The following is a 19,822-nucleotide window of genomic DNA, read 5'->3' as shown; positions in this document are numbered from 1 at the left end:
ACCCAATGGCAATAATGGGTGGTCCCCAAAGCGTCGAATACTCACTTGGCAGCTAATCAGATCTTGGTTGAGGTCATGAAAGAGCAACGGAAAGTCTTCTACAAGGGAGAGCACATTTCTGTCCCCGCCTCGCTGGCGGGCCGGCAATATTGCCGTACGGTGACCGATGGTGAATTCTTACTTTCGAATCCTGACACCGGAGAAGTTGTCATGTCTTTCCCGCTGCCGATGACAGCGATGTATTGGAGTGGAAAGGACATTGCTTCGTACTCGATTCGGGGAATACAGATACAGAATCCGACGGTGCACTGGGAACTCAAGGTTGAGCGATACCGCAAGGAATATGGGCTTCGGGAAACACAGATGCCGGAAGTCTTCACCGAAGAATGAGTTCAAACACCTGAGCAGCCCACCAGCCATCTGACGGATAGTGGATGGCTGGTGGTACTTGTGTACGAACTCACGAGATCGGTTGTCTACGAAGTGGTGAGATTCAGTGTCAACGATGTTGCGAGGTTACACACCGGGTCGCCAGAACGGCGCTACCAAGAGGGGCTATTTGGCAACTTCGCTATGGCTCGGCGTCAACGGTCTTCTGCGCGCAGAACCTGCAGAAGGATTGGAACCAGTGGCTCAGGTCCGGCGTCCATCCCGACACGGTTATGGACAGGATCATCCACAACGTCATTTGGATCGAGGCCGAAAGATACCACATGCCCGAGAAGATCGGCGCCGTTCAGGATTAGGTAGACCTGTTGGAGGCGGGCCGCTCCCACCCGGGAAGGTACTGGTCCCCAAGCGTCGAATACTCAAACGCACTACCTGGTTTCCAGAACAGCCCAATCCTCCGACGCGATTTGGTACCTAAGCGATCCGCCCATTCCGCGCCGGGCTTGATCTCCTAATTTCGTGTACTCCAATCCACATCACTTACACGGGACACCCGTACCACCTAGGCATATTTGCCATAGACATTTCTCCCGCCTTGAAACCAACCAAAAGCGAATCGCTACATTCAGCATCTATATTCGTTTCTCCTCGAGCATCCAGCAAGCGACCAAGAAAGAAATCAGTAAGAATGACGTTGGTTTCAAAACCACCTATGCGCGGCTAGTGCAGAGCGAACCGAATCGAGATGTACCCACGTGAGCCTTATCTCAGCCTGCAAGTTTCGCGAAAATATAGCATGTTATTGGATGTCATGTGACTCACATTCAAGCGGTGGATCAGCACCTAAGTATCCTGCAAAGAAATTCCCGAGCAGCCGTAATACGCCCTTCAACACCATAATAATTCGAACTGTTAGTTATGATCTGAGGCTCGCATGATATTCACTAAGCAGGTCTCTGACTTGAGAAAACTCACTCCAATCATGTTCGGTGTACCAGCAAATTCCATATTCTGCGAGTCGTCTATGAAGTTCCGGTGCCAGTTCCGTAGGAAAATTCTCAAGAAGAGTCGGGTTAACTCGCTCCATAAAGGCTAACCGCCTATTTTTAGCGAATTGGACAACTCGAGCGGGTATGTCTCTGGATATCCCCAGAGCCGTGGAATCTCCAGTCTGGGATATCACATAAAGAGTTAACAGATCCAATGCAAAATTCTCGCCAAACCGAAAATGCGGAATTCGCGGCGCTGGAACATCGGAACGATTGAACGTAATTCCAAGTGACCTGGAAACAACATCAGCGAGCACGGCCTTTCGATACAACTTTTCTTCTCCAGGACTAGCAACGGAGGGAAGTGACTCCGCGACGAGATCAGGATCGTTCTTTAACATCACACGCAACGTCCCCACCTCCGTGAGTCCAATAACATATGGTGCATTTATGTATCCGGAAGCTCTAAACGGCGGAAAAGTCTTCCCGTTGGCTGCTGCCGGATTCAGACGCATATTGTCTGTTCCGGCTTCCAGAATCCCACCAAACGTATGATATTTGGCCCTAAAATGATCTGATGCCAGGATTGCTCCTATGCCCATAAAAGACCAGGAATTAGCCTTAAGCGGAGTGTTGACCAAGTTCGTCGAGACTCGGAGGACATCGAAGTTATCGAAGAATTCACGCTCTCGAGCAAATCGCCCGCCAAAGTCCATAGAAACCAAATTGGTATCGTTAGGCATAAGCAACTTTGCAGCAAGCGAATCAAATCCACCACTAAAACTTAAAAGTGTTCCGCGACGTGGACCGGCAACCCGAGGTAGCTCCGCACCAACAACAACCTCCGCATGGGTAAGTTCCCTGATTGCGGGTAGAACGACATGGTCGATTGGGAAGTCGTAAAGAACTCGGCCAAAAGAACGACCGCATAACGTGGACATCGCAACGCCCACAGCCGTGTTTGAGATCGATACAGGTTGACTGAATTCGAAATATAGATCGTGCGTGCCATCAGGGCTGACGGCCTGTATATCGATCCGATCCGGCTTAATCTCGAGATTCCTAAACTCAATTTCGCGCATTTTAACATTATCCAATCAAGAAAATTTAGCCTAGACCCAATTGCTTTGTTCCAAGAATCTTTCGAAACACAAAAAAGATCGAAGAAATCTATCGAATTAATTTTAAGTATATATGCGGCAGAGTAAAATAAGTTCAATAAATAATTAGATCCACGAAAATCAGTTAGCAGAAGCATTATTTTAACTTTACAGACCGCGGAATAGAAAAATATATTTACGAATAATCTACATCAATTTGAATAGTCGACTATTTATTAGCGCAAAAATGAGCTAATTAGTGAGAACACGGGATTACACCAGCGCCACATGCATGCGAGCAGCTAAAGTGCTCGATCAGCAGGAATGTAGACTACTCGAGCAGCAGTTCAAGCACGATCAGGCGACTTAAGTCGTGGATTGCCATGAACGCTGAGCTTCCTCAATGCTCATCAGCACAGACACCACATTGGCCCCTGTTCGGATCCTGGATCCGAGTACAGTCCGCCCGGGTCTTGTTGGTCGAGAGTCAATAAAATAATCAGTTCCCAATTCATCTATCCCGCATTCAAGATCAAAAATACCTTTCCTCGTCCACGATTCAGTAAAATCGTTCTCCTCGCACAACGAGAAAGCTTGCCATATTTCCCACACTTTTTCCCATGGGCTAACCCAACTTGGCGCTTCGTTATGGACGTCACGGCCTAATTTCACCTGACGAATCAGCTCGAATTCAGCCGCCGCCAGGACACCGCTCCACTCTTTGCCGAGTACGGGAGGCAAATCTTGTATCAAAATTCGTCCCCAACCAGTAATGGTTGCCTGATACGCGACGCTCATGCCAACGAGAGTCCCACCGCTCCAATCCTCACTGTACGGCCATTGAGCGGTTTCGCGGTCAAACCTACCAATTAGGTGCCTAATTGTCGCTGACGCTTTATGCAGATAGGAAGTTCTCCCACAGGTCCGATAAGCAACCACGTTTACCAACGCCGCATATAAATCTCCATTTAGAACGTCGAATAGTGTGGCTGCGGAATTCTTGGAGTATGCCCCGGCGCGTTCCGAATTCTCAAATTTTTCAACAGCTTCTGCCATTGAATTGAGAAGGAGCCTTCCCAGATCCTCGCTGCAGTGCTCTGCAAGATAGCCAGCGGAAGTCGCGGCCGCACCAAATTCAGCTAGATCCACCGCACCGTGACCCCCTAGCGGGGCGTTGTAGGGGATCCGGAACCAATCATCACACTTTGTACGCTGAACAACGCTCAGTAGAAGACGATGTGCCTGTAATGCGCCGTCTGGAGCAAGATCGATGTTGTTCATATAGGCAAAGAAAGCAGCAATTTGAATGGTCGAACAATCGCTAGCGGTTCCATCTAGTTCATGATCATGCAACGTTAGAGTGTTCAGCTCGTCTTCGTGAAGTGCGCCAACAAAAAAATCGTACATCGTTCGTAGCGTTTCAGTTGCCGGAGTCAATAGTGACTCCTTCACTGCTGAGATCTCCACCAATATTGTCACGGATTATCTCGCCTAGACACCTCTTGGCATCGATCGCACTACCAATCTCAGACTGATAGTCCAATCTTTCAGTCGACATGATGCTGCCCTTTTCAGTTATTCCCCAGATCTTGCTAGTCGAACCGAGATAGTCGCTGAGTTTAGATGGCAAATATGGATTTAGATTGTGATGATCAGCGGTGAACGCGTCATTTACAATAAGACAGTCAAATTGGTCGAGAAGATTAAGGAACTTAAAGTAGTTCACTTTAGGATTCAATAATATGTTACGTTGCAGTCTGTCCGGGAGTGTCGATCTTATCGGGCTCAAATCAGAACTAAATATCGATAATGAGATATTTTGCAATTCTTCATCAGACAGCAATTCAAGTGCTTCAATGACTTCGCCGAGTCCCCGCGTGTTGTAAAATTCACCAAAATAGGCAATATTAACTCTGTTTTCAGGGAAAGAATAAACACTTGATTCCAATTCGTAATAGCTTCTCGGCAGAGTAGGCTGCGGAGCAATAACGGATTTCGCCAAGATTGTGTCGATCAATTTAGATGGTGCGTAACCTAGCATCGTAGTTAATTGATTCTGATTGGTGAATATCAATCTATCAGCAAACATGTACGGCAACAATTCCGACCAATTAAATACTTCTGGGTTTTCCTCAAGGATTGATGTGTAAATAGTCGGACCCCTGTGCAAGAAATAGTCTTTGAAACTCTGCCTACTAATAGGCGAGGATCGAAAAGATCCCGTCGTTGTTACACGAGCAGGATCCGAAAACTCTGCTGTCCAAGCTATTTTGGGGTCGTCGATTTTGATGGCCGCCGCCAAAAAATGCGATGCTGGCCACATGGACCGACTGTAAAGTGATTCGTAAGTTCGACCTCGACCTTTCCATTTTTTTACAACTTCTAAACCACTGCCGATGAACGATTCTATGCCAGATTCTGAGGCAAAATAGGCGTTGGATTTCACTTCGTGGTGCCATCGGACGTACGGCGAACTCAATAAGGAATTTTCTTCGTTAGTACTCCGTACATTGGACATGTCATTCGAGATAACATCAACTGATTCGGCACCTGACCGGATTCGTTTTGACGCAACAGCTGCTCCTGTATCGCTAAACGGAGCAAAGTTGTAGGCAATGACCAGCTTTTTTGGATTCTCTTGTAGACTCGCCCACGGAAAGCTTGGAATCTTCATCGCAATTAGCTGGTCGATAACGCTTGTGTAGTCCTCGGCGTTTTCACGAATATAACGCATTATAAATGATGCTTGTGAACGCATCATCTGTTCAAGTGACTTTCGGATTTCGACGCTTGCTAACTGACAGGAATTCCCTAATGACCGGATCACTTCGGCTCGCTGTGTAACTAGAAAATCACGGGAGCTGTTACCTCGTGAAACCGAATTGGAAGTGATACGTCGGTAATATACGGCCCCGGATGCTGCTGGCATCAAATCCAGCAGGAATGTCTTTTCCGCCATAAGTTCGCCGTAGAAGGCTACGTCCTCGCCACTCCGAAGTTCTTGACCGAGCGGATGTTTCCTTACCCACTCTGTCGGCAGGAGTTTAGCGGTCATGAAGGTCATGGCCCGAACAAACTCAGACGGTCGAAGCCTAGAAGACTCTTTGCCAAACAACTCATTGTTAATCGCGTTGAGTATTTCTTTGCGACCATCTAGATGAACATTCACAATCTGAGCCATTGGGACAACTGCGTCACCAATGGACAAGGCTAGAAGCTCCAGATATTCGGGTGAAATCCAGTCGTCGATATCGAGCCAGGTTAGATGTTCGCCTCTGGCAACCTTTGCACCCTCGTTACGAGCGATCGTTGCACTTGCAACGTCACTGGAGAGCGTAACTATATCAAGCGAAGGATGAAGAACTTTGAATTCTTCAACATATTCTAATGTTCCATCATCTGGTCCATTGAAGATAAGAATTGCTTCAAATAATTCTTTTGAGTATGTTTGTCGATCGAGAGAGTTTAGGCAGTCTGCTACCCATTCTCTTGCTTTGAACACCGGGATTACGACGCTAAGGTTGAGCCCCAAGATTATCTCCAGCCGTTCTTACATTTTTGCAAAATGCACATTGAGCGCATTTTCCAGTTCAGTGACGCCATTATTTAGTAATTGTATCGCAATCAAGTTCCTAAAGAGGTCATCTTTTCTTATGGACTCCTGTTTAAGCGATTCTTCAGACATCTGATTGATTAGCGATATCCGACTCTTCTCTGCTTGCTTAGTCAAGCGCTGTTCCAGTTCATGGCGGGACACTTCTGCATTTTCGGCGTGTTTAGAAATGTCCGATGTTACATTGTCAAGTTGACTTGTAAACACTTGATCAATCGATGCGCGAAGTCGATCCTGTTGCTCCTGACCAAATTCGCAGACTAATTCCCTGATTGAATGTGATAAGGATTCCGTCGTAGTTTGAATGGAAAGGCTCGTCACGTTCTGAGATTTCCTAAGCTCTTCAGCAATTTTAGGGATCAATCTATCCATCATCGCCGTCAAGAATAGTTCTTGCTCACGAGCGTGAGTCAGTGTGATCCTTGAAACAATCTCTGTTGGCAGTTTTTCCAATTTTCTTTCGATCCGAATGCTTGAAAGTTGTGAAAATCGATGCGCTGATCGTGAGGCGTGCTCTATCGCCAAGAAGTAGAGTGCCGTAAGGGTGGACAGGAAAAAGATTAGAAGTGTGAAAATCAGTGAAATCTTGTCATCAATAAATAGAAATACACTTGCCGTCAAAGTTATAATGAGAATTATCAGCGTTATAATTTGAGTGATTTTTTTTGAACGCATCAACCGGTTGTAGAAGGTTTTCACGAATTTATCCATCCTTGCCGGAGCGAAATTATTTGTACACTTTATTCGTATTTCGGGAACAAGGGTGTTGGAGTTGGCAAAACGGTCCCCTCTAAGAGCATCGTTTCAAACGAAGCGAAGTCTCGGGCATGGCCATCCGATTGTCCTAGAATTTCGAGCAATTTGGCTGCAGTCGTGGGCATGATTGGCTGCACCAGCATTGAAACGCGTCGAACTACTTCCAAAGTTACATAAAGCACGGTCTCCATGCGAGCCAGATCCGTCTTACGAAGAACCCAAGGTGCTTGGTCGGCAAAGTAGGCGTTGGTGTCGCCCAGAACGGTCCAGATGGCTTCTAGCGCCTTGCTGAATTCTTGTCGTGAGAAAGAGTCGCGGCAAGTTTCCAAGAGCTTTCCGGCTTCGGCCAAAATCTGCTGGTCCGCATCCGTGAATTCGCCGGGCGTCGGAACTACTCCCCCACAGTTCTTTGCCACCATAGACAGCGACCGCTGCGCAAGGTTGCCGAGGTTGTTAGCGAGGTCCGAGTTCATGCGTCCGACAATGGAGTCATGGCTGTAGCTGCCATCAGCGCCAAAAGGTACTTCACGCAGGAAAAAGTAGCGGACCTGGTCCAGCCCATATTGTGAGATGAAGTCGGCTGGAGCTACAACGTTGCCCAGAGACTTGGACATTTTCACACCGTTGTTGTGTAAGAAACCGTGGATCATAACGCGCTTGGGCAATGGCAGCTTTGCCGACATGAGGAATGCGGGCCAATAGATAGCGTGGAACCGTGAAATGTCTTTGCCGATAACGTGCACGTCCGCCGGCCAGTACTTCTTGAACGATTCGGATTCGATGTCTGGGAACCCGGTACCGGTCAAATAGTTGGTCAGCGCATCAACCCAGACGTACATGACATGGTCCTTGTTTCCAGGAACAGGTACTCCCCAGTCAAAGGTGGTTCGGGAAATCGAGAGGTCTTCGAGGCCACGTTCGACAAATCGAATGACTTCGTTAAAGCGAGTGTGCGGGGCACCAAAATCGGGCTGTGCCTTGTAGAGCTCAAGCAGCTTGTCCTGGTATGCGGAGAGACGGAAGAAGTATGATTCTTCTTCGGTCCAGGTGACCTCGGTATCGGTCTCCTTCGCGTACCGTTGGCCGTCTTCGCGAACTTCGGTGTCATCCTCTGCATGGAATGCTTCGTCACGCACGGAGTACCACCCGGCGTACTTGTCGAGATAGATATCCCCGTTGGCCTCCATCCGCTTCCAGATGGCCTGGGCTGCAGCATAGTGGTCAGAATCCGTGGTGCGGATAAATCTGTCATAGCTGATGCCCAGCTCGTCGTTCATTGCTTGGAATGCATCCGAGTTTCGCTGTGCCAATTCGCGCGGCGTGATCCCCTGCCGTTCGGCGGTCTGCAGCATCTTCTGCCCGTGCTCGTCCGTGCCGGTCATGAAAAACACGTCGTATCCGTCAAGGCGCTTGAAGCGCGCCATGGCGTCGGTAGCAATTACCTCGTATGCATGCCCAATGTGGGGCACGCCGTTCGGGTAGGAGATGGCGGTGGTGATGAAAAACGGAGTCTGCTCAGAAGTCACTAGAGAAATCTATCGTAGATTCGCTCTAATCCGCCCATCCGAGTACCTTATGTGAGCTGGTCGAGCTCTTCCCAGAAAGCGATACGCAAGGCTCGGCGTACGTCCTGCAAGTCCGTCTTCCATTCCCCGATGCGCTGAGCGCAATCCTTGAGTAGCACTCTGTCAATCTCCGGAGGAAGCAGGGGCCTGTCGGCCAGTAGATCCTTCAACTCGGCCTGAGTCGTGCTCGCGTGCCAATTCTTTGCCACACTGCTACCGACTTCAGCGGCAACATCCATGGTGCCAGATTCACTACCTGAAGCTCCGGCAAAACCAGATGTCTGCTGGGTCGATCTATACACCAACTGGTAGTCGGCGGGTGCCGGAGGCGCTGGCTGGATTGGAGTCTGAAACCTGGGACGCTGATTTAATAGCGCCGGCGTCGGCACTCTTGGGGCGCCGGGCTTTGGGCCCGACACGGGCTCTTCGATAACAGGTGTGGGATCTGTAACGGCCATCGGCGCATGGGCAATCGTCGCGGTTTGAATGGCATGTTCTGGATCCCATGTCACGGCCTTCACAAATGCGGATTTGATCAGGTCTTCTGGCAAGGTGATGATGCTGTCCACACGAAGAGCTAGGTGCTCGGCCACGGAGGCAACGCCCAATCGGTGATCTGCCTTCTCCACACCGATCAGAACGACCTTCATACCCAAGTCTTGGGCCTCTTCCACTGCCTCTGCGAGATCATCATCGCCGGATACCAAAAAGGCAACGGATGCTGCACGGTTGCGGGCGATGCCCACCAAATCAAGGCCCAGCTTTAGGTCAACGCCTTTTTGCTCCCCATTAAAGGAGATTCGGCCCAGCCGCACCTTCACACCGGGTATCAGACCTATGCGCTTGTGTTGATCGGTAAATATGGCGTCTTTTGCTGCGTCATACCAGTAGATTCTCAAGTTTTCCAGGCCGCTAGATTCCTTGGCAGTCTTGAGAATCCCTTCGACCAGAGCTTCGTAGTTCACGGTATAGGCAGCGCGCAGTGTCGTTCCGGCAGCGCGATGTCCCCCGATAGCTAACAAGAAACTTGCATCAACGAATATTGCGCTCTGAGACATCATCACCCAATCCTATGCGCTGCCAAGGAGCTGTTTGAGAAACGCGCTGGCCAGGCATCGTTTTTTGAGTTTTGCGCCGATGAAGTTCTTAGCTGAAAGATAGATTATCGAGCTTAACGAAAGGTAGCCCGAAGGAACGACCAAGCCTAGTTAGATTCATAGAACATCACTGGCGAGAGCACACAAAAATGTGCCCCACATGCCAACCTGGATGCTGCTCTCGAAAGAAATCCGAGACGATATCAGGCGGCATGCGGGGCACACTTTAGTACAGATTAGGAGTATTAGTCCTCGAGGTTGATTTCGCGGGCGACGGTAGCGCCAATAGCTGCGCGCACGATGTCTAGGACACCCGCGGGCAGTGCCGAATCGACGGCCAGGACGGCAAAGGCTTCGCCTCGCTCTTCCTTGCGGGCTACCTGCATCCCACCGATGTTCACGCCCTGTTCACCCAGCACGTTACCCAAGGTGCCGATGACACCCGGGCGGTCGGCATAACGAAGCACAATCATGTGATCCGTCAGCGGAATCTCGATCTCATAGCCATTGATGCCAACGAGCTTTTCGATCTGCTTCGGACCGGTCAGCGTGCCCGCAACTGCCAGCTGAGTGCCTTCTGTGGAAGCTCCCTTGACCGTGAGCAAGTTACGGTATTCAGGCGAATCCGGAGTGGTAACTAGGCGCGTTGTAACCCCGCGCTGCTCGGCCAGCACTGGAGCATTGACGTAGGACACCTGATCAGAAACGACATCCATGAAGACACCCTTGAGAGCCGAAAGCTCGAGAGCCTTCACATCCAGGGCTGCGATTTCGCCGGCAACTACAACATCGATGTTGGTCAGGGAACCAACGGTCAATGCGTTGAACACACGACCCAGTTTTTCGATCAATGGAATACCCGGACGAACGTTTTCGTCGATGATGCCGCCAGCAACGTTGACTGCATCGGGAACAAGTTCGCCGGCCAGTGCCAAACGAACGGATTTGGCCACCGAAACGCCGGCCTTTTCCTGTGCTTCTTCGGTTGAGGCACCCAGGTGCGGGGTGACAGTTACGTTTTCAAATTCGAAGAAGGGAAGATCGGTGCTCGGCTCCTTGACGAAGACGTCAATTCCGGCGCCGGCGATTTCTTCGTTTTTCAGCGCCGTGTATAGGTCATCCTGATCAACCAATCCGCCGCGGGCGACGTTGATGACGTAAGCGGTGTTCTTCATCTTGGCAAAGGCTTCCTTGCCAAGCATGCCAATGGTTTCCGGGGTCTTGGGCATGTGGATCGTCACGAAGTCCGATTCGGCCAAGAGCTGATCGAGGTCTACCAGGGTGACACCAAGCTGCTGTGCGCGCGCCGGGGTGATGTACGGGTCGTAGGCAAGAATCTCCATGCCGAAGCCCTGCAAGCGTGCTGCAACAAGTGCACCGATTCGCCCCAAACCAATGATGCCGGCCTTCTTTTCGAAGAGCTCGACACCAGTGTAGGAACTACGCTTCCACGCGCCACTCTTCAGTGATGCGTTGGCGGCGGGAATGCGGCGTGCCAGGGACACAATGTGGCCCACGGTCAGCTCAGCCGCAGAAATGATGTTGGAGGTCGGTGCATTCACGACCATGACACCGGCCTGGGTAGCGGCCTTGATGTCCACGTTGTCCAGGCCGACTCCGGCACGGGCAATGATCTTCAAGTTCTTCGCTGCTGCGATAGCTTCGGCATCCACCTGAGTGGCAGAGCGTACGAGGATGGCATCAACGTCGACAATGGCGGCTAACAGCTGGGAGCGGTCCGCACCGTCGGTCTGGCGAATTTCGAAATCGGGCCCCAGGGCCGCAATGGTTGCGGGCGAGAGTTCTTCTGCCAAGAGTACGACAGGCTTGTTTACAGACACGGGGTGGCACCTTTGCTATTTCAGTGGGCTGGATGCATGGCTAAGGAACGACTTAGCCAGAGACCCCAGAATATAACCCAGCCCGGTATATTCCCGGCTCGACTGCGGGATGTTACGGTCCCACCCGACTTCAAAGTGAGCATTATCACAGCTGAAACATGTAGTTGGAACTTCGACCGCCACGGGTCTATGTAGCTTCCGATTGTTCTTTTTCCTTCAAATGGGGTGCTCCGTGTCGGGGGTAGCCGTGGAGGGCTATTAATCTTTTCTTCTTGATTACTACTGGCTATAAAAGGCTCCCCGTCAAACGCAAAGTCGATCAGTTAGCAATCGGGAATAGCACTATTTATTGACCACATGAAATTTGGTGAAAGTCGCTATGCTCCACGCACTAACACTTCGCCCGGCTTCGCGTTTCCCGCACCGAACACTAGATGGCGGGTGGCGATCTTTTCCGTGAAGAACCTATCGTGGCTGACCACCACCACGGCACCTGGGAAGTGCAGCAAGGCCCGTTCCATAACTTGGGTGCTGGACATGTCCAGGTGGTTAGTTGGCTCATCAAGAACCAACACCGATGCACCCGAAAGTAAGCACATGGCCATGGCAACGCGGGAACGCTGGCCGCCGGACAGGTTGCCGATCTTGTTTTTCAGGTCGGCTTCCGAGAACTGGAACATGGCTAGGAAACGGTTAACCGATTTCTTCGTGGCGCTGAATGCCAACGAATCGGGCATGGCATTAACCGCGTGAGAAACGGTATCGGCGGGATCAAGTTCTTCTAGGATCTGGTTGTAGGAGACCACCGCCGCCCCCTTGGTCCAGGTAACGTACCCAGAATCTTGCTTTTCTTCCTCGGTCAGCACGCGAAGCAGTGTGGATTTACCGCTACCATTTGCCCCCAAGATCACCAGTCGATTACCGCGGCGCACCTCAAAACTTAGATCGCTGAAAAGGGTCTTTTCACCGTAAGACTTTGTTAGTCCCTCGACCCGGCACAGCGTGTCCTTAATGTGCAGACCACTGTAAATTTCGGTGATGATTTTATCCACCGGACGCGGGGCGCGTGACTTCTTGATCTTTGAAAGCTTGCTGTCCAAGCCCTTGGTTGCTGCCTTGGCTGCTTCGCGACGGTCCGAAATACCTTCAGCTTCGAAGGCCAGGAGTTCTGATTCATGGACAAACTGAGATTCGAGGCTCTTGAGTTTGAACTGTTTTGCGACCACATATTGGGCGAAGTTCCCCGGGTATTCGTGAAGGTGGAAGTTCTCGACTTCAATGATCCGGGTCACAACAGCGTCCAAGAACTTGCGATCGTGCGAGACGATGATTGCGGCGCCCTTGAAGGATTTGAACCAGTTTTCTAGCCATTCAACGCCTGCGACATCAAGGAAGTTGGTCGGCTCATCAAGGAGCAGAACGTCTGGATCCTCTAGCAAGATTTTTGCTAACGCGGCGCGGTTACGCCAACCACCTGAAAGTGAATCTATCGGGCAAACGCGGTGCGCCTCGTCGAAGCCAAGTTTGGTCAGCACCGTGTCGATGGAACGCGGGTAGTCCCAACCGTCCAGACGATCCATGGATTCGAAAAGCTCGGACTGTCGATTGATCAGCCGCTCGATTTCATCAGCACTGGGGTCAGCGGCAATAGCACCGTCAATTTCTGCCAGCTCTGCCTCGAGGGACTTAACCTCAGAGAACAGCTCGTCGAGGACTTCTGAGATAGTGGACGCCCCGTTGAGCTCTGAGAACTGGGAGAAGTAGCCGATTTTGGTGCCCAGTTCCACAGCGATCGTGCCGGTATCCGGTTCCACTTGGTCAAGTACGAGCTTCAGAAGCGTTGACTTGCCCGATCCGTTCCTGCCGATAAGTCCGACACGATCACCAGATTCGAGCTTGAAGAATGCTTCGCGCAGAATCTGGTTACTTTCGAATCGAAGACTGACATCGTTTAGACGGATCAAGCTCATGTTCGTGTGGTCCTCTTCAGGGTTTGCGGGTGGGAAGACGGGAGCGAACTTCCTCTGCGAAGTGCGCTCGGTGAAATAGCTGCGACCCAATACCGCTGAACACCACCATTGATTCTACTAGGCCGAAACGTAGGCCCTCACTTGCCAGCCTATTCAGCCCAGATCCGTGGTGCCTTTGCGGATCAACTGCCACACTGAATTCAGGAGGTCAACGTGTCTGCAAACGAATTCACCAGCTCACATGACGGCTCTGCCCATGAACGACTGACCCGGGAATACGTGGAAGCTTTATCCGAGCGCGAAATCCACGAAATCATCGGTCGGGCCGAACGTAAGGCCGAAACCATCGCCCACGGATTGTTGGTATCGGGGCACCCCATCGACTCATCTATACAAAGCAGTCTGATCCGTTCCGCGATCCTGCGCGAGCTCAATACACGCGCAGGATGAACCTGCCGACATTCATTGTTGTTCGGAGGGTAGTACCGTGATCAGTCAATGAGCGGTGCACCTGTTCCGGAATCACCCTCGGTCTCGGCATGGATATGATCCATGTGCCTCGTCGTATCGTTCCAATTGTTGGTGAACTGTGTCCCGTATTTGCCCGACTTTGAATACTCCTGCCAGCCCAGGCTTGGGCCCAGCCAGATTTTGTCCTGCCAGATGAGATAGTCGATCCCTAGCGCTTCACGGTTGGTGATGAGGAAACGTGCTACCTCATTTCCGTTGCTTATCCCTTGAGCGCTCTTGTAGTCCTTGATCATCAGGTCCGTGGCCCTACCACTGCTGTGGCCTACGGATCCGGCGCGGACACCGCCATATCCGTAGACGTAGCTGCCAAATCGGGCCTTGACCGCAGCATTCACGGCGATGGTATCGGGCTGGAGTCCCACACTTTCGGTCTTAGCCAAGAACTCCTCGCTCATCCAGCCGGTACCGACGCTGCTCACGACGTTTGCCCATCCATTGCTGGACCTCAGATAGGTGACCTTCTGACCGGCCGGCACCACACCCATAACCGGGTGAATGGATGATCCTCCGGTGCGGAGGTTGACATTAGCCGTTGCCCACCGATACTGGACCTCAACGGCAGGCTTCGGAGCAACCGTGGAAAGGTAGAGCTCGCTCACCCACCCGATTCCTTTGCTGGTTTTCACGTTGGCCCAACCTCCTGAGGATCGGGCATAAAGTACTTTCTCCCCTCGGGGGATCACTCCGATGGATGTGTTGCTGGTTCCCGGTCCAGACCGTACGTTGAGGTTGGTTGTGGTCCATCGTGGTGCGGTGAAACTCGGTTGTTCAATCAGGGGTGGTGTGGGTTTCACTACCGGCGGCTTCGGCGCCGCGCTCGATAGGTAGATCGAGCTGACCCAGCCTGTGCCCTTGCTCGTCTTCACGTTTGACCACCCGCCGGAAGAGCGCCCGTACAGGACCTTCTCGCCGCGTGGGATGACTCCGAGGGATGCACTGCTGGTTGTTGGATGTGTGCGCAGATTCAAAAAATCTGTGGTCCACCTCGGTGATGAATAGGTGACCGGTGCGGGCTTTGGCGGAGTATTCGCAACCGGCTTGGTGGAAAGCTTCTGTGTCTGAATCCAACCAATACCGGCACTCGTACGCACCTGTTGCCACGAACCCGAGGTCCGCAACCACGAAACCCTCGTATTCGAAGACAGCGTCACCAACGTCGCACCCGAAGTGCTCGCCGACTTCAACACCGGCTGCTTGCCGTTCACCCAGCGGTAAATAGCAGCAGGAACACTCTTACTCAAACCGGAAGACGGCACCCAGCCAGTTTTACCCGACACCGAAACCCTCGACCACGAACCGGAAGTCCCCAACACCTGAACCTTGGTCTGACGCTGCATCAAAAGCACACTGGCCGAGCTGCTCGCAGGCTTCGCCCTCACCGCCGTGAACGCCTTGGCATAGCCATAAACCTTGACCTGCGGCTTGATCACAACATTGGAAAGCTTCTGTGTCTGAATCCAACCAATACCGGCACTCGTACGCACCTGTTGCCACGAACCCGAGGTCCGCAACCACGAAACCCTCGTATTCGAAGACAGCGTCACCAACGTCGCACCCGAAGTGCTCGCCGACTTCAACACCGGCTGCTTGCCGTTCACCCAGCGGTAAATAGCAGCAGGAACACTCTTACTCAAACCGGAAGACGGCACCCAGCCAGTTTTACCCGACACCGAAACCCTCGACCACGAACCGGAAGTCCCCAACACCTGAACCTTGGTCTGACGCTGCATCAAAAGCACACTGGCCGAGCTGCTCGCAGGCTTCGCCCTCACCGCCGTGAACGCCTTGGCATAGCCATAAACCTTGACCTGCGGCTTGATCACAACATTGGAAAGCTTCTGTGTCTGAATCCAACCAATACCGGCACTCGTACGCACCTGTTGCCACGAACCCGAGGTCCGCAACCACGAAACCCTCGTATTCGAAGACAGCGTCACCAACGTCGCACCCGAAGTGCTCGCCGACTTCAACACCGGCTGCTTGCCGTTCACCCAGCGGTAAATAGCAGCAGGAACACTCTTACTCAAACCGGAAGACGGCACCCAGCCAGTTTTACCCGACACCGAAACCCTCGACCACGAACCGGAAGTCCCCAACACCTGAACCTTGGTCTGACGCTGCATCAAAAGCACACTGGCCGAGCTGCTCGCAGGCTTCGCCCTCACCGCCGTGAACGCCTTGGCATAGCCATAAACCTTGACCGAGCTTACCGGAAAGGACTTCAGAAAATCTCCAGAAACCCACCCAGTTTTCGATTCATAGGTGACTTGATTCCACTTGCCACTGACAGCAAGGATTGCCAGTTTTGTGTTAATTGGGATCACTAACAGCGACGCCGAGGTCGTGCTCGCTTTGGAGCGCAAGTTCAGGTTCTGAATCGATTGCTTGATCGGTTTGGCTGTGGCCATCGAGATCTCGACGGCAGCCCTCGGAACCAGCGACTCTGCCGAAGCCATAGTGCTCGGCCCGCCAACCAGTGCCACGGCAAGGGACAGCACTATTCCAAGGTGTTTACGTTGCATTCGGAGCTCCTGGCAAGGCGATTGGTGACCAACGCTTAACAATATCCGCGAATTGGACGCCAACTAGGCCAAACCGTAATTTATTTGTGACGGTTTCGACACCGAATGAGTTAAAGTTCGCCAGATGTTTGGCTGAAGGATGGCCAAGAATTTCTCATGTGAGCAAAACACGGCAGCATTACTCTATAGTCCATCTTCTGGGCACCGGGCTGAACCGTACCAATCTACTTCGAAAAATCCAGTAAACCATCGCTTTGCGACGTCAACGCTCGTCGTGATGAACCGGGACCACTACCACCGGAAGGAATTGGTGGGCGACCACGTGCGACGCAGTGGATCCGTTGAGTAGCTCAGATACACGAGCACCCACGCCCTTGTGCCGAGTCCCCACCACAATCAAGCGAGCATGCAATTCGCTGCCGAGCCGGGCTAACGCCTTACCGGGGTCCCCGGCCAGCACACGCAAGGACCATTCAACCTTCGAACCGGCCATGGCGCTTTGCAACACGTGCAAAACATCTGCAGAGTCAGCTTCCATATCTTCGTCAATGTCACTCGGGTGCAGTGAGCTACCGACAATGTCCTTCTTCAGTTCCCATTCGACCAGGTAACTGTTGGGCTGCACATAGGCGAAAACCAGGGCCGATCCGAGCGACTCGGCCAGCGAACGCGCCTCGAGCACCACACGGCGCGGCTGCTTCGGAAGGACACCTGTAACAATGGGTCCCGCTCCCCCGACGTTCGGTTGTTCCTTGCCCATGATTGCCTCCCACATTGGACAACATGAAATTCATTCCTCATGGCCATTTTCCGCCCACAGAGCCAGGAATGGAACAGTGCCATGGGTCCAAAGACTTTTCGCCTTAGATCAGGCCGAGCTCGGCAAAAGCCACTGCGATTCCATCCTTGCTTGGTGGCGGTGTTGTGCGATCGGCCAGCGCCACCAATCCCGGGTGTGACCCCTCGACGGCAATACCGATCCCGGCGTAGGCCACCATTTCCAGGTCGTTTTCCCCGTCGCCAATGGCGATGGTGTGTGCTTGGCTGATGCCTAGATCTTCAATTGCCACGGCAATGCCGTCCGCCTTGCTGATACCCCGGAGGAATATTTCACCGGTGTGCCTGTGGGTATCGGCAATCGAATTCTCCACCACAGCAATATCGTTTCCGATCTCTGCGGCGATCGTGGCGACAGAAGTCGCAGCGTCGAACACCGAGACCTTCGCAAATGACGACGGCGCGGGTGTTTGCCTGAGGGTGCCAAGGATGGCTGAGGCGCCATCACTCTGTCCATCAGGACGGGCAGCGAAGTGGGATCCAACGATGTCCCGCAGCCGCAGCTCAGCCTCGGGGCGAACATAGAGAAATTCGGCGGACTCCAACACGTAGATGGCATCATGAGCATCAAGCGCCGCAATCGTCCTGCTCGCCTGCTCTTCGGAGAAACGCCGATCCATGAGTACCCGGTCCCCGACCTGCACGTAGGCGCCGGCACTGGCCACTAGACCGTCAAACCCCGCTGCCAGGATGCTCGCCGGCAACATTGACAGTGGTCGACCGGTGCAGAGAAACACCTTGTGTCCGGCGGCACGAGCGGCGCGTACCGCACGCTCGTGCGCCTCGGGAACTACCCCGTAATCGGCGTAGGTGCCATCCACATCAAGGAAGATCGCATGGATGGTGGTTGTGGGCAGTTTGGGCAAGGTGTCCATGCTTAGAGAGTCTACCGGTGCGTTGAGTCAGCGCCTCGGAGCACGTCGCCCTCACATAAGAAAACCCGCCCCGGCAAATGTCGGGACGGGTTCTTGTCAATCGATAACCAGCGGATCAATTCCGCGGTGACCGTGTGGTTCGCGTGGCCTTAGCGGGCGACGGAACCTTCGGTGTAGTCATCGGTGGTCTTCCAGGAGAAGAGCTGGCGCAGTTCGCGGCCGGTGGCCTCGATCGGGTGAGCTTCACCCTTGGCGCGCAGTGCCTTGAACTCCGGAGCTCCGGCGTCCTGATCCTCGATGAAGCGCTTGGCGAAAGCACCACTCTGGATGTCGGAGAGAACCGCCTTCATGTTCTCCTTGACCTCCGGGGTGATTACGCGCGGGCCCGAAACGTAGTCGCCGTACTCGGCGGTGTCCGAAACGCTCCAGCGCTGCTTGGCGATGCCACCTTCCCACATGAGGTCAACGATGAGCTTGAGCTCGTGAAGTACCTCGAAGTAGGCGATTTCCGGCTTGTAGCCAGCTTCGGTCAGGGTCTCGAAGCCGTACTGCACCAGCTGCGAAACGCCGCCGCAGAGAACAGCCTGCTCGCCGAAGAGGTCGGTCTCGGTCTCTTCGGTGAAGGTGGTCTCGATGACGCCGGCACGGGTGCCGCCGATGGCCTTAGCGTAGGACAGGGCCAGAGCCTTAGCTCCACCGGTGAAGTCCTGCTCCACGGCGATCAGGTCCGGGATGCCACGGCCTGCTTCGAATTCGCGGCGCACGGTGTGACCCGGCGCCTTCGGGGCGACCAGGGCGACGTCAACGTCGGCCGGCGGGGTGATGTAACCGTAACGGATGTTGAAGCCGTGGCCGAAGAACAGGGCGTCGCCGGCCTGCAGGTTTCCGGCGATCTCGTCCTTGTAGACGTGGCGCTGGACCTGGTCCGGGGTCAGGATCATGATCAGGTCGGCTTCGGCTACTGCCTCGGCGACGGAGAGCACGCGAAGGCCCTCGGCCTCTGCCTTGGCGATCGACTTGGAGCCGGCCTTCAGGCCAACGCGGACGTCCACGCCGGAGTCGCGCAGGTTCAGTGCGTGGGCGTGGCCCTGGGAGCCGTAGCCGATGATGGCAACGGTGCGGCCCTGGATGATCGAGAGGTCTACATCGTCGTCGTAGTACATATCAGTCACTGTGGTATCTCCTTGGTATCAGTGTGAAGTTTGGGTGCTTTTTAGGCAGAGACGGAGCGCAGGGCGCGGTCCGACATCGATTTGGAGCCGCGTCCAACAGCAAGTGTGCCTGCCTGGACGATCTCGCGGATGCCGAACGGTTCAAGCACTGCCAGCAGCGCGTTGATCTTGTCGGCGTTGCCGGTGGCCTCAATGATGAGTGAATCGGTGGACACGTCCACCACTGAGGCACGGAAGAGGTCTGCGGCCTGGGTAACCTGCAGGCGGGTGGCCGCGTCGGCGCGCACCTTGACCAGGATGTGGTCACGTTGCACCGAAGCCTCGGGAGTCAATTCAACGATCTTGATGACGTTGATGAGTTTGTTTAGCTGCTTGGTGACCTGCTCGAGCAGATCGCCTTCGGCGTCGACGACCACGGTGATGCGGGAAATTCCCTTGTTCTCCGTGGGGCCAACGGCCAGCGAGTGGATGTTAAAGGCGCGACGGGCAAAAAGACTTGCCACGCGGGTCAATACGCCCGGTACGTCTTCGACGAGTACGGAAAGAGTGTGACGTGCCATGGGA

Annotated in this window: 15 protein-coding genes; 2 read left to right on the top strand and 13 right to left on the bottom strand. The window is 53.2% G+C overall.

Annotation, left to right across the window (positions count from 1 at the left end; genetic code table 11):
- Positions 1 to 75 precede the first annotated feature (75 nt).
- A complete protein-coding gene (locus HED64_RS07700) occupies positions 76 to 390 on the top strand; it encodes a hypothetical protein (protein ID WP_168151448.1) in 315 nt (104 codons plus the stop codon).
- A 916-nt stretch (positions 391 to 1,306) separates the two neighbouring features.
- Here HED64_RS07700 and HED64_RS07695 read toward each other — a convergent pair.
- The 8 genes from HED64_RS07695 to HED64_RS07660 all read right to left on the bottom strand — a co-directional run bounded on the left by HED64_RS07695 (position 1,307) and on the right by HED64_RS07660 (position 13,321).
- Positions 1,307 to 2,461, bottom strand: a complete 1,155-nt coding sequence (locus tag HED64_RS07695; RefSeq protein WP_168151447.1) for a hypothetical protein — start codon at positions 2,459 to 2,461, stop codon at positions 1,307 to 1,309.
- A 384-nt stretch (positions 2,462 to 2,845) separates the two neighbouring features.
- Entirely contained in the window at positions 2,846 to 3,916 is a 1,071-nt protein-coding gene (locus HED64_RS07690) for a hypothetical protein (RefSeq protein WP_168151446.1), read from the bottom strand.
- Complete coding sequence (locus HED64_RS07685; RefSeq protein WP_168151445.1) at positions 3,900 to 6,011, bottom strand: glycosyltransferase; 2,112 nt, start codon at positions 6,009 to 6,011, stop codon at positions 3,900 to 3,902. The genes HED64_RS07690 and HED64_RS07685 overlap by 17 nt, the downstream gene beginning before the upstream one ends.
- Before the next feature lie 18 nt (positions 6,012 to 6,029).
- A complete protein-coding gene (locus HED64_RS07680) occupies positions 6,030 to 6,791 on the bottom strand; it encodes a hypothetical protein (protein ID WP_168151444.1) in 762 nt (253 codons plus the stop codon).
- A gap of 41 nt (positions 6,792 to 6,832) precedes the next feature.
- Positions 6,833 to 8,374, bottom strand: a complete 1,542-nt coding sequence (gene metG, locus HED64_RS07675) for a methionine--tRNA ligase (protein WP_342590674.1) — start codon at positions 8,372 to 8,374, stop codon at positions 6,833 to 6,835.
- 47 nt (positions 8,375 to 8,421) lie between these two features.
- The gene (locus HED64_RS07670; RefSeq protein WP_168151443.1) at positions 8,422 to 9,474 is read right to left on the bottom strand and encodes an NYN domain-containing protein; all 1,053 of its coding nucleotides are present in this window, start codon (positions 9,472 to 9,474) and stop codon (positions 8,422 to 8,424) included.
- Between the two features lie 281 nt (positions 9,475 to 9,755).
- On the bottom strand, positions 9,756 to 11,351 hold the full coding sequence (gene serA / locus HED64_RS07665; protein WP_132358132.1) for a phosphoglycerate dehydrogenase: 1,596 nt from the start codon (positions 11,349 to 11,351) through the stop codon (positions 9,756 to 9,758).
- Positions 11,352 to 11,728: 377 nt separating this feature from the next.
- Complete coding sequence (locus HED64_RS07660; protein ID WP_168151442.1) at positions 11,729 to 13,321, bottom strand: ABC-F family ATP-binding cassette domain-containing protein; 1,593 nt, start codon at positions 13,319 to 13,321, stop codon at positions 11,729 to 11,731.
- A 213-nt stretch (positions 13,322 to 13,534) separates the two neighbouring features.
- Between HED64_RS07660 and HED64_RS07655 the strand changes: the two genes are divergently transcribed.
- On the top strand, positions 13,535 to 13,771 hold the full coding sequence (locus HED64_RS07655; RefSeq protein WP_168151441.1) for a hypothetical protein: 237 nt from the start codon (positions 13,535 to 13,537) through the stop codon (positions 13,769 to 13,771).
- Between the two features lie 41 nt (positions 13,772 to 13,812).
- Here HED64_RS07655 and HED64_RS07650 read toward each other — a convergent pair whose 3' ends face one another.
- The 5 genes from HED64_RS07650 to ilvN form a co-directional block, all read right to left on the bottom strand.
- Positions 13,813 to 16,374: an SH3 domain-containing protein gene (locus tag HED64_RS07650; protein WP_168151440.1), complete on the bottom strand. Its 2,562-nt coding sequence runs from the start codon at positions 16,372 to 16,374 to the stop codon at positions 13,813 to 13,815.
- 262 nt (positions 16,375 to 16,636) lie between these two features.
- Positions 16,637 to 17,134: a universal stress protein gene (locus HED64_RS07645; RefSeq protein WP_168151439.1), complete on the bottom strand. Its 498-nt coding sequence runs from the start codon at positions 17,132 to 17,134 to the stop codon at positions 16,637 to 16,639.
- Positions 17,135 to 17,237: 103 nt separating this feature from the next.
- A complete protein-coding gene (locus HED64_RS07640; RefSeq protein ID WP_168151438.1) occupies positions 17,238 to 18,086 on the bottom strand; it encodes an HAD-IIB family hydrolase in 849 nt (282 codons plus the stop codon).
- A 149-nt stretch (positions 18,087 to 18,235) separates the two neighbouring features.
- Positions 18,236 to 19,258, bottom strand: a complete 1,023-nt coding sequence (gene ilvC, locus HED64_RS07635; protein WP_342590673.1) for a ketol-acid reductoisomerase — start codon at positions 19,256 to 19,258, stop codon at positions 18,236 to 18,238.
- A 41-nt stretch (positions 19,259 to 19,299) separates the two neighbouring features.
- Complete coding sequence (gene ilvN, locus HED64_RS07630; RefSeq protein ID WP_168151437.1) at positions 19,300 to 19,818, bottom strand: acetolactate synthase small subunit; 519 nt, start codon at positions 19,816 to 19,818, stop codon at positions 19,300 to 19,302.
- Between the last annotated feature and the right edge of the window lie 4 nt (positions 19,819 to 19,822).

Source organism: Paeniglutamicibacter terrestris, assembly GCF_012271785.1.
Lineage (GTDB): Bacteria > Actinomycetota > Actinomycetes > Actinomycetales > Micrococcaceae > Paeniglutamicibacter > Paeniglutamicibacter terrestris.
The sequence above is the reverse complement of the archived record's forward strand: the minus strand, read 5'-3'. Positions and strand labels throughout refer to the sequence as shown.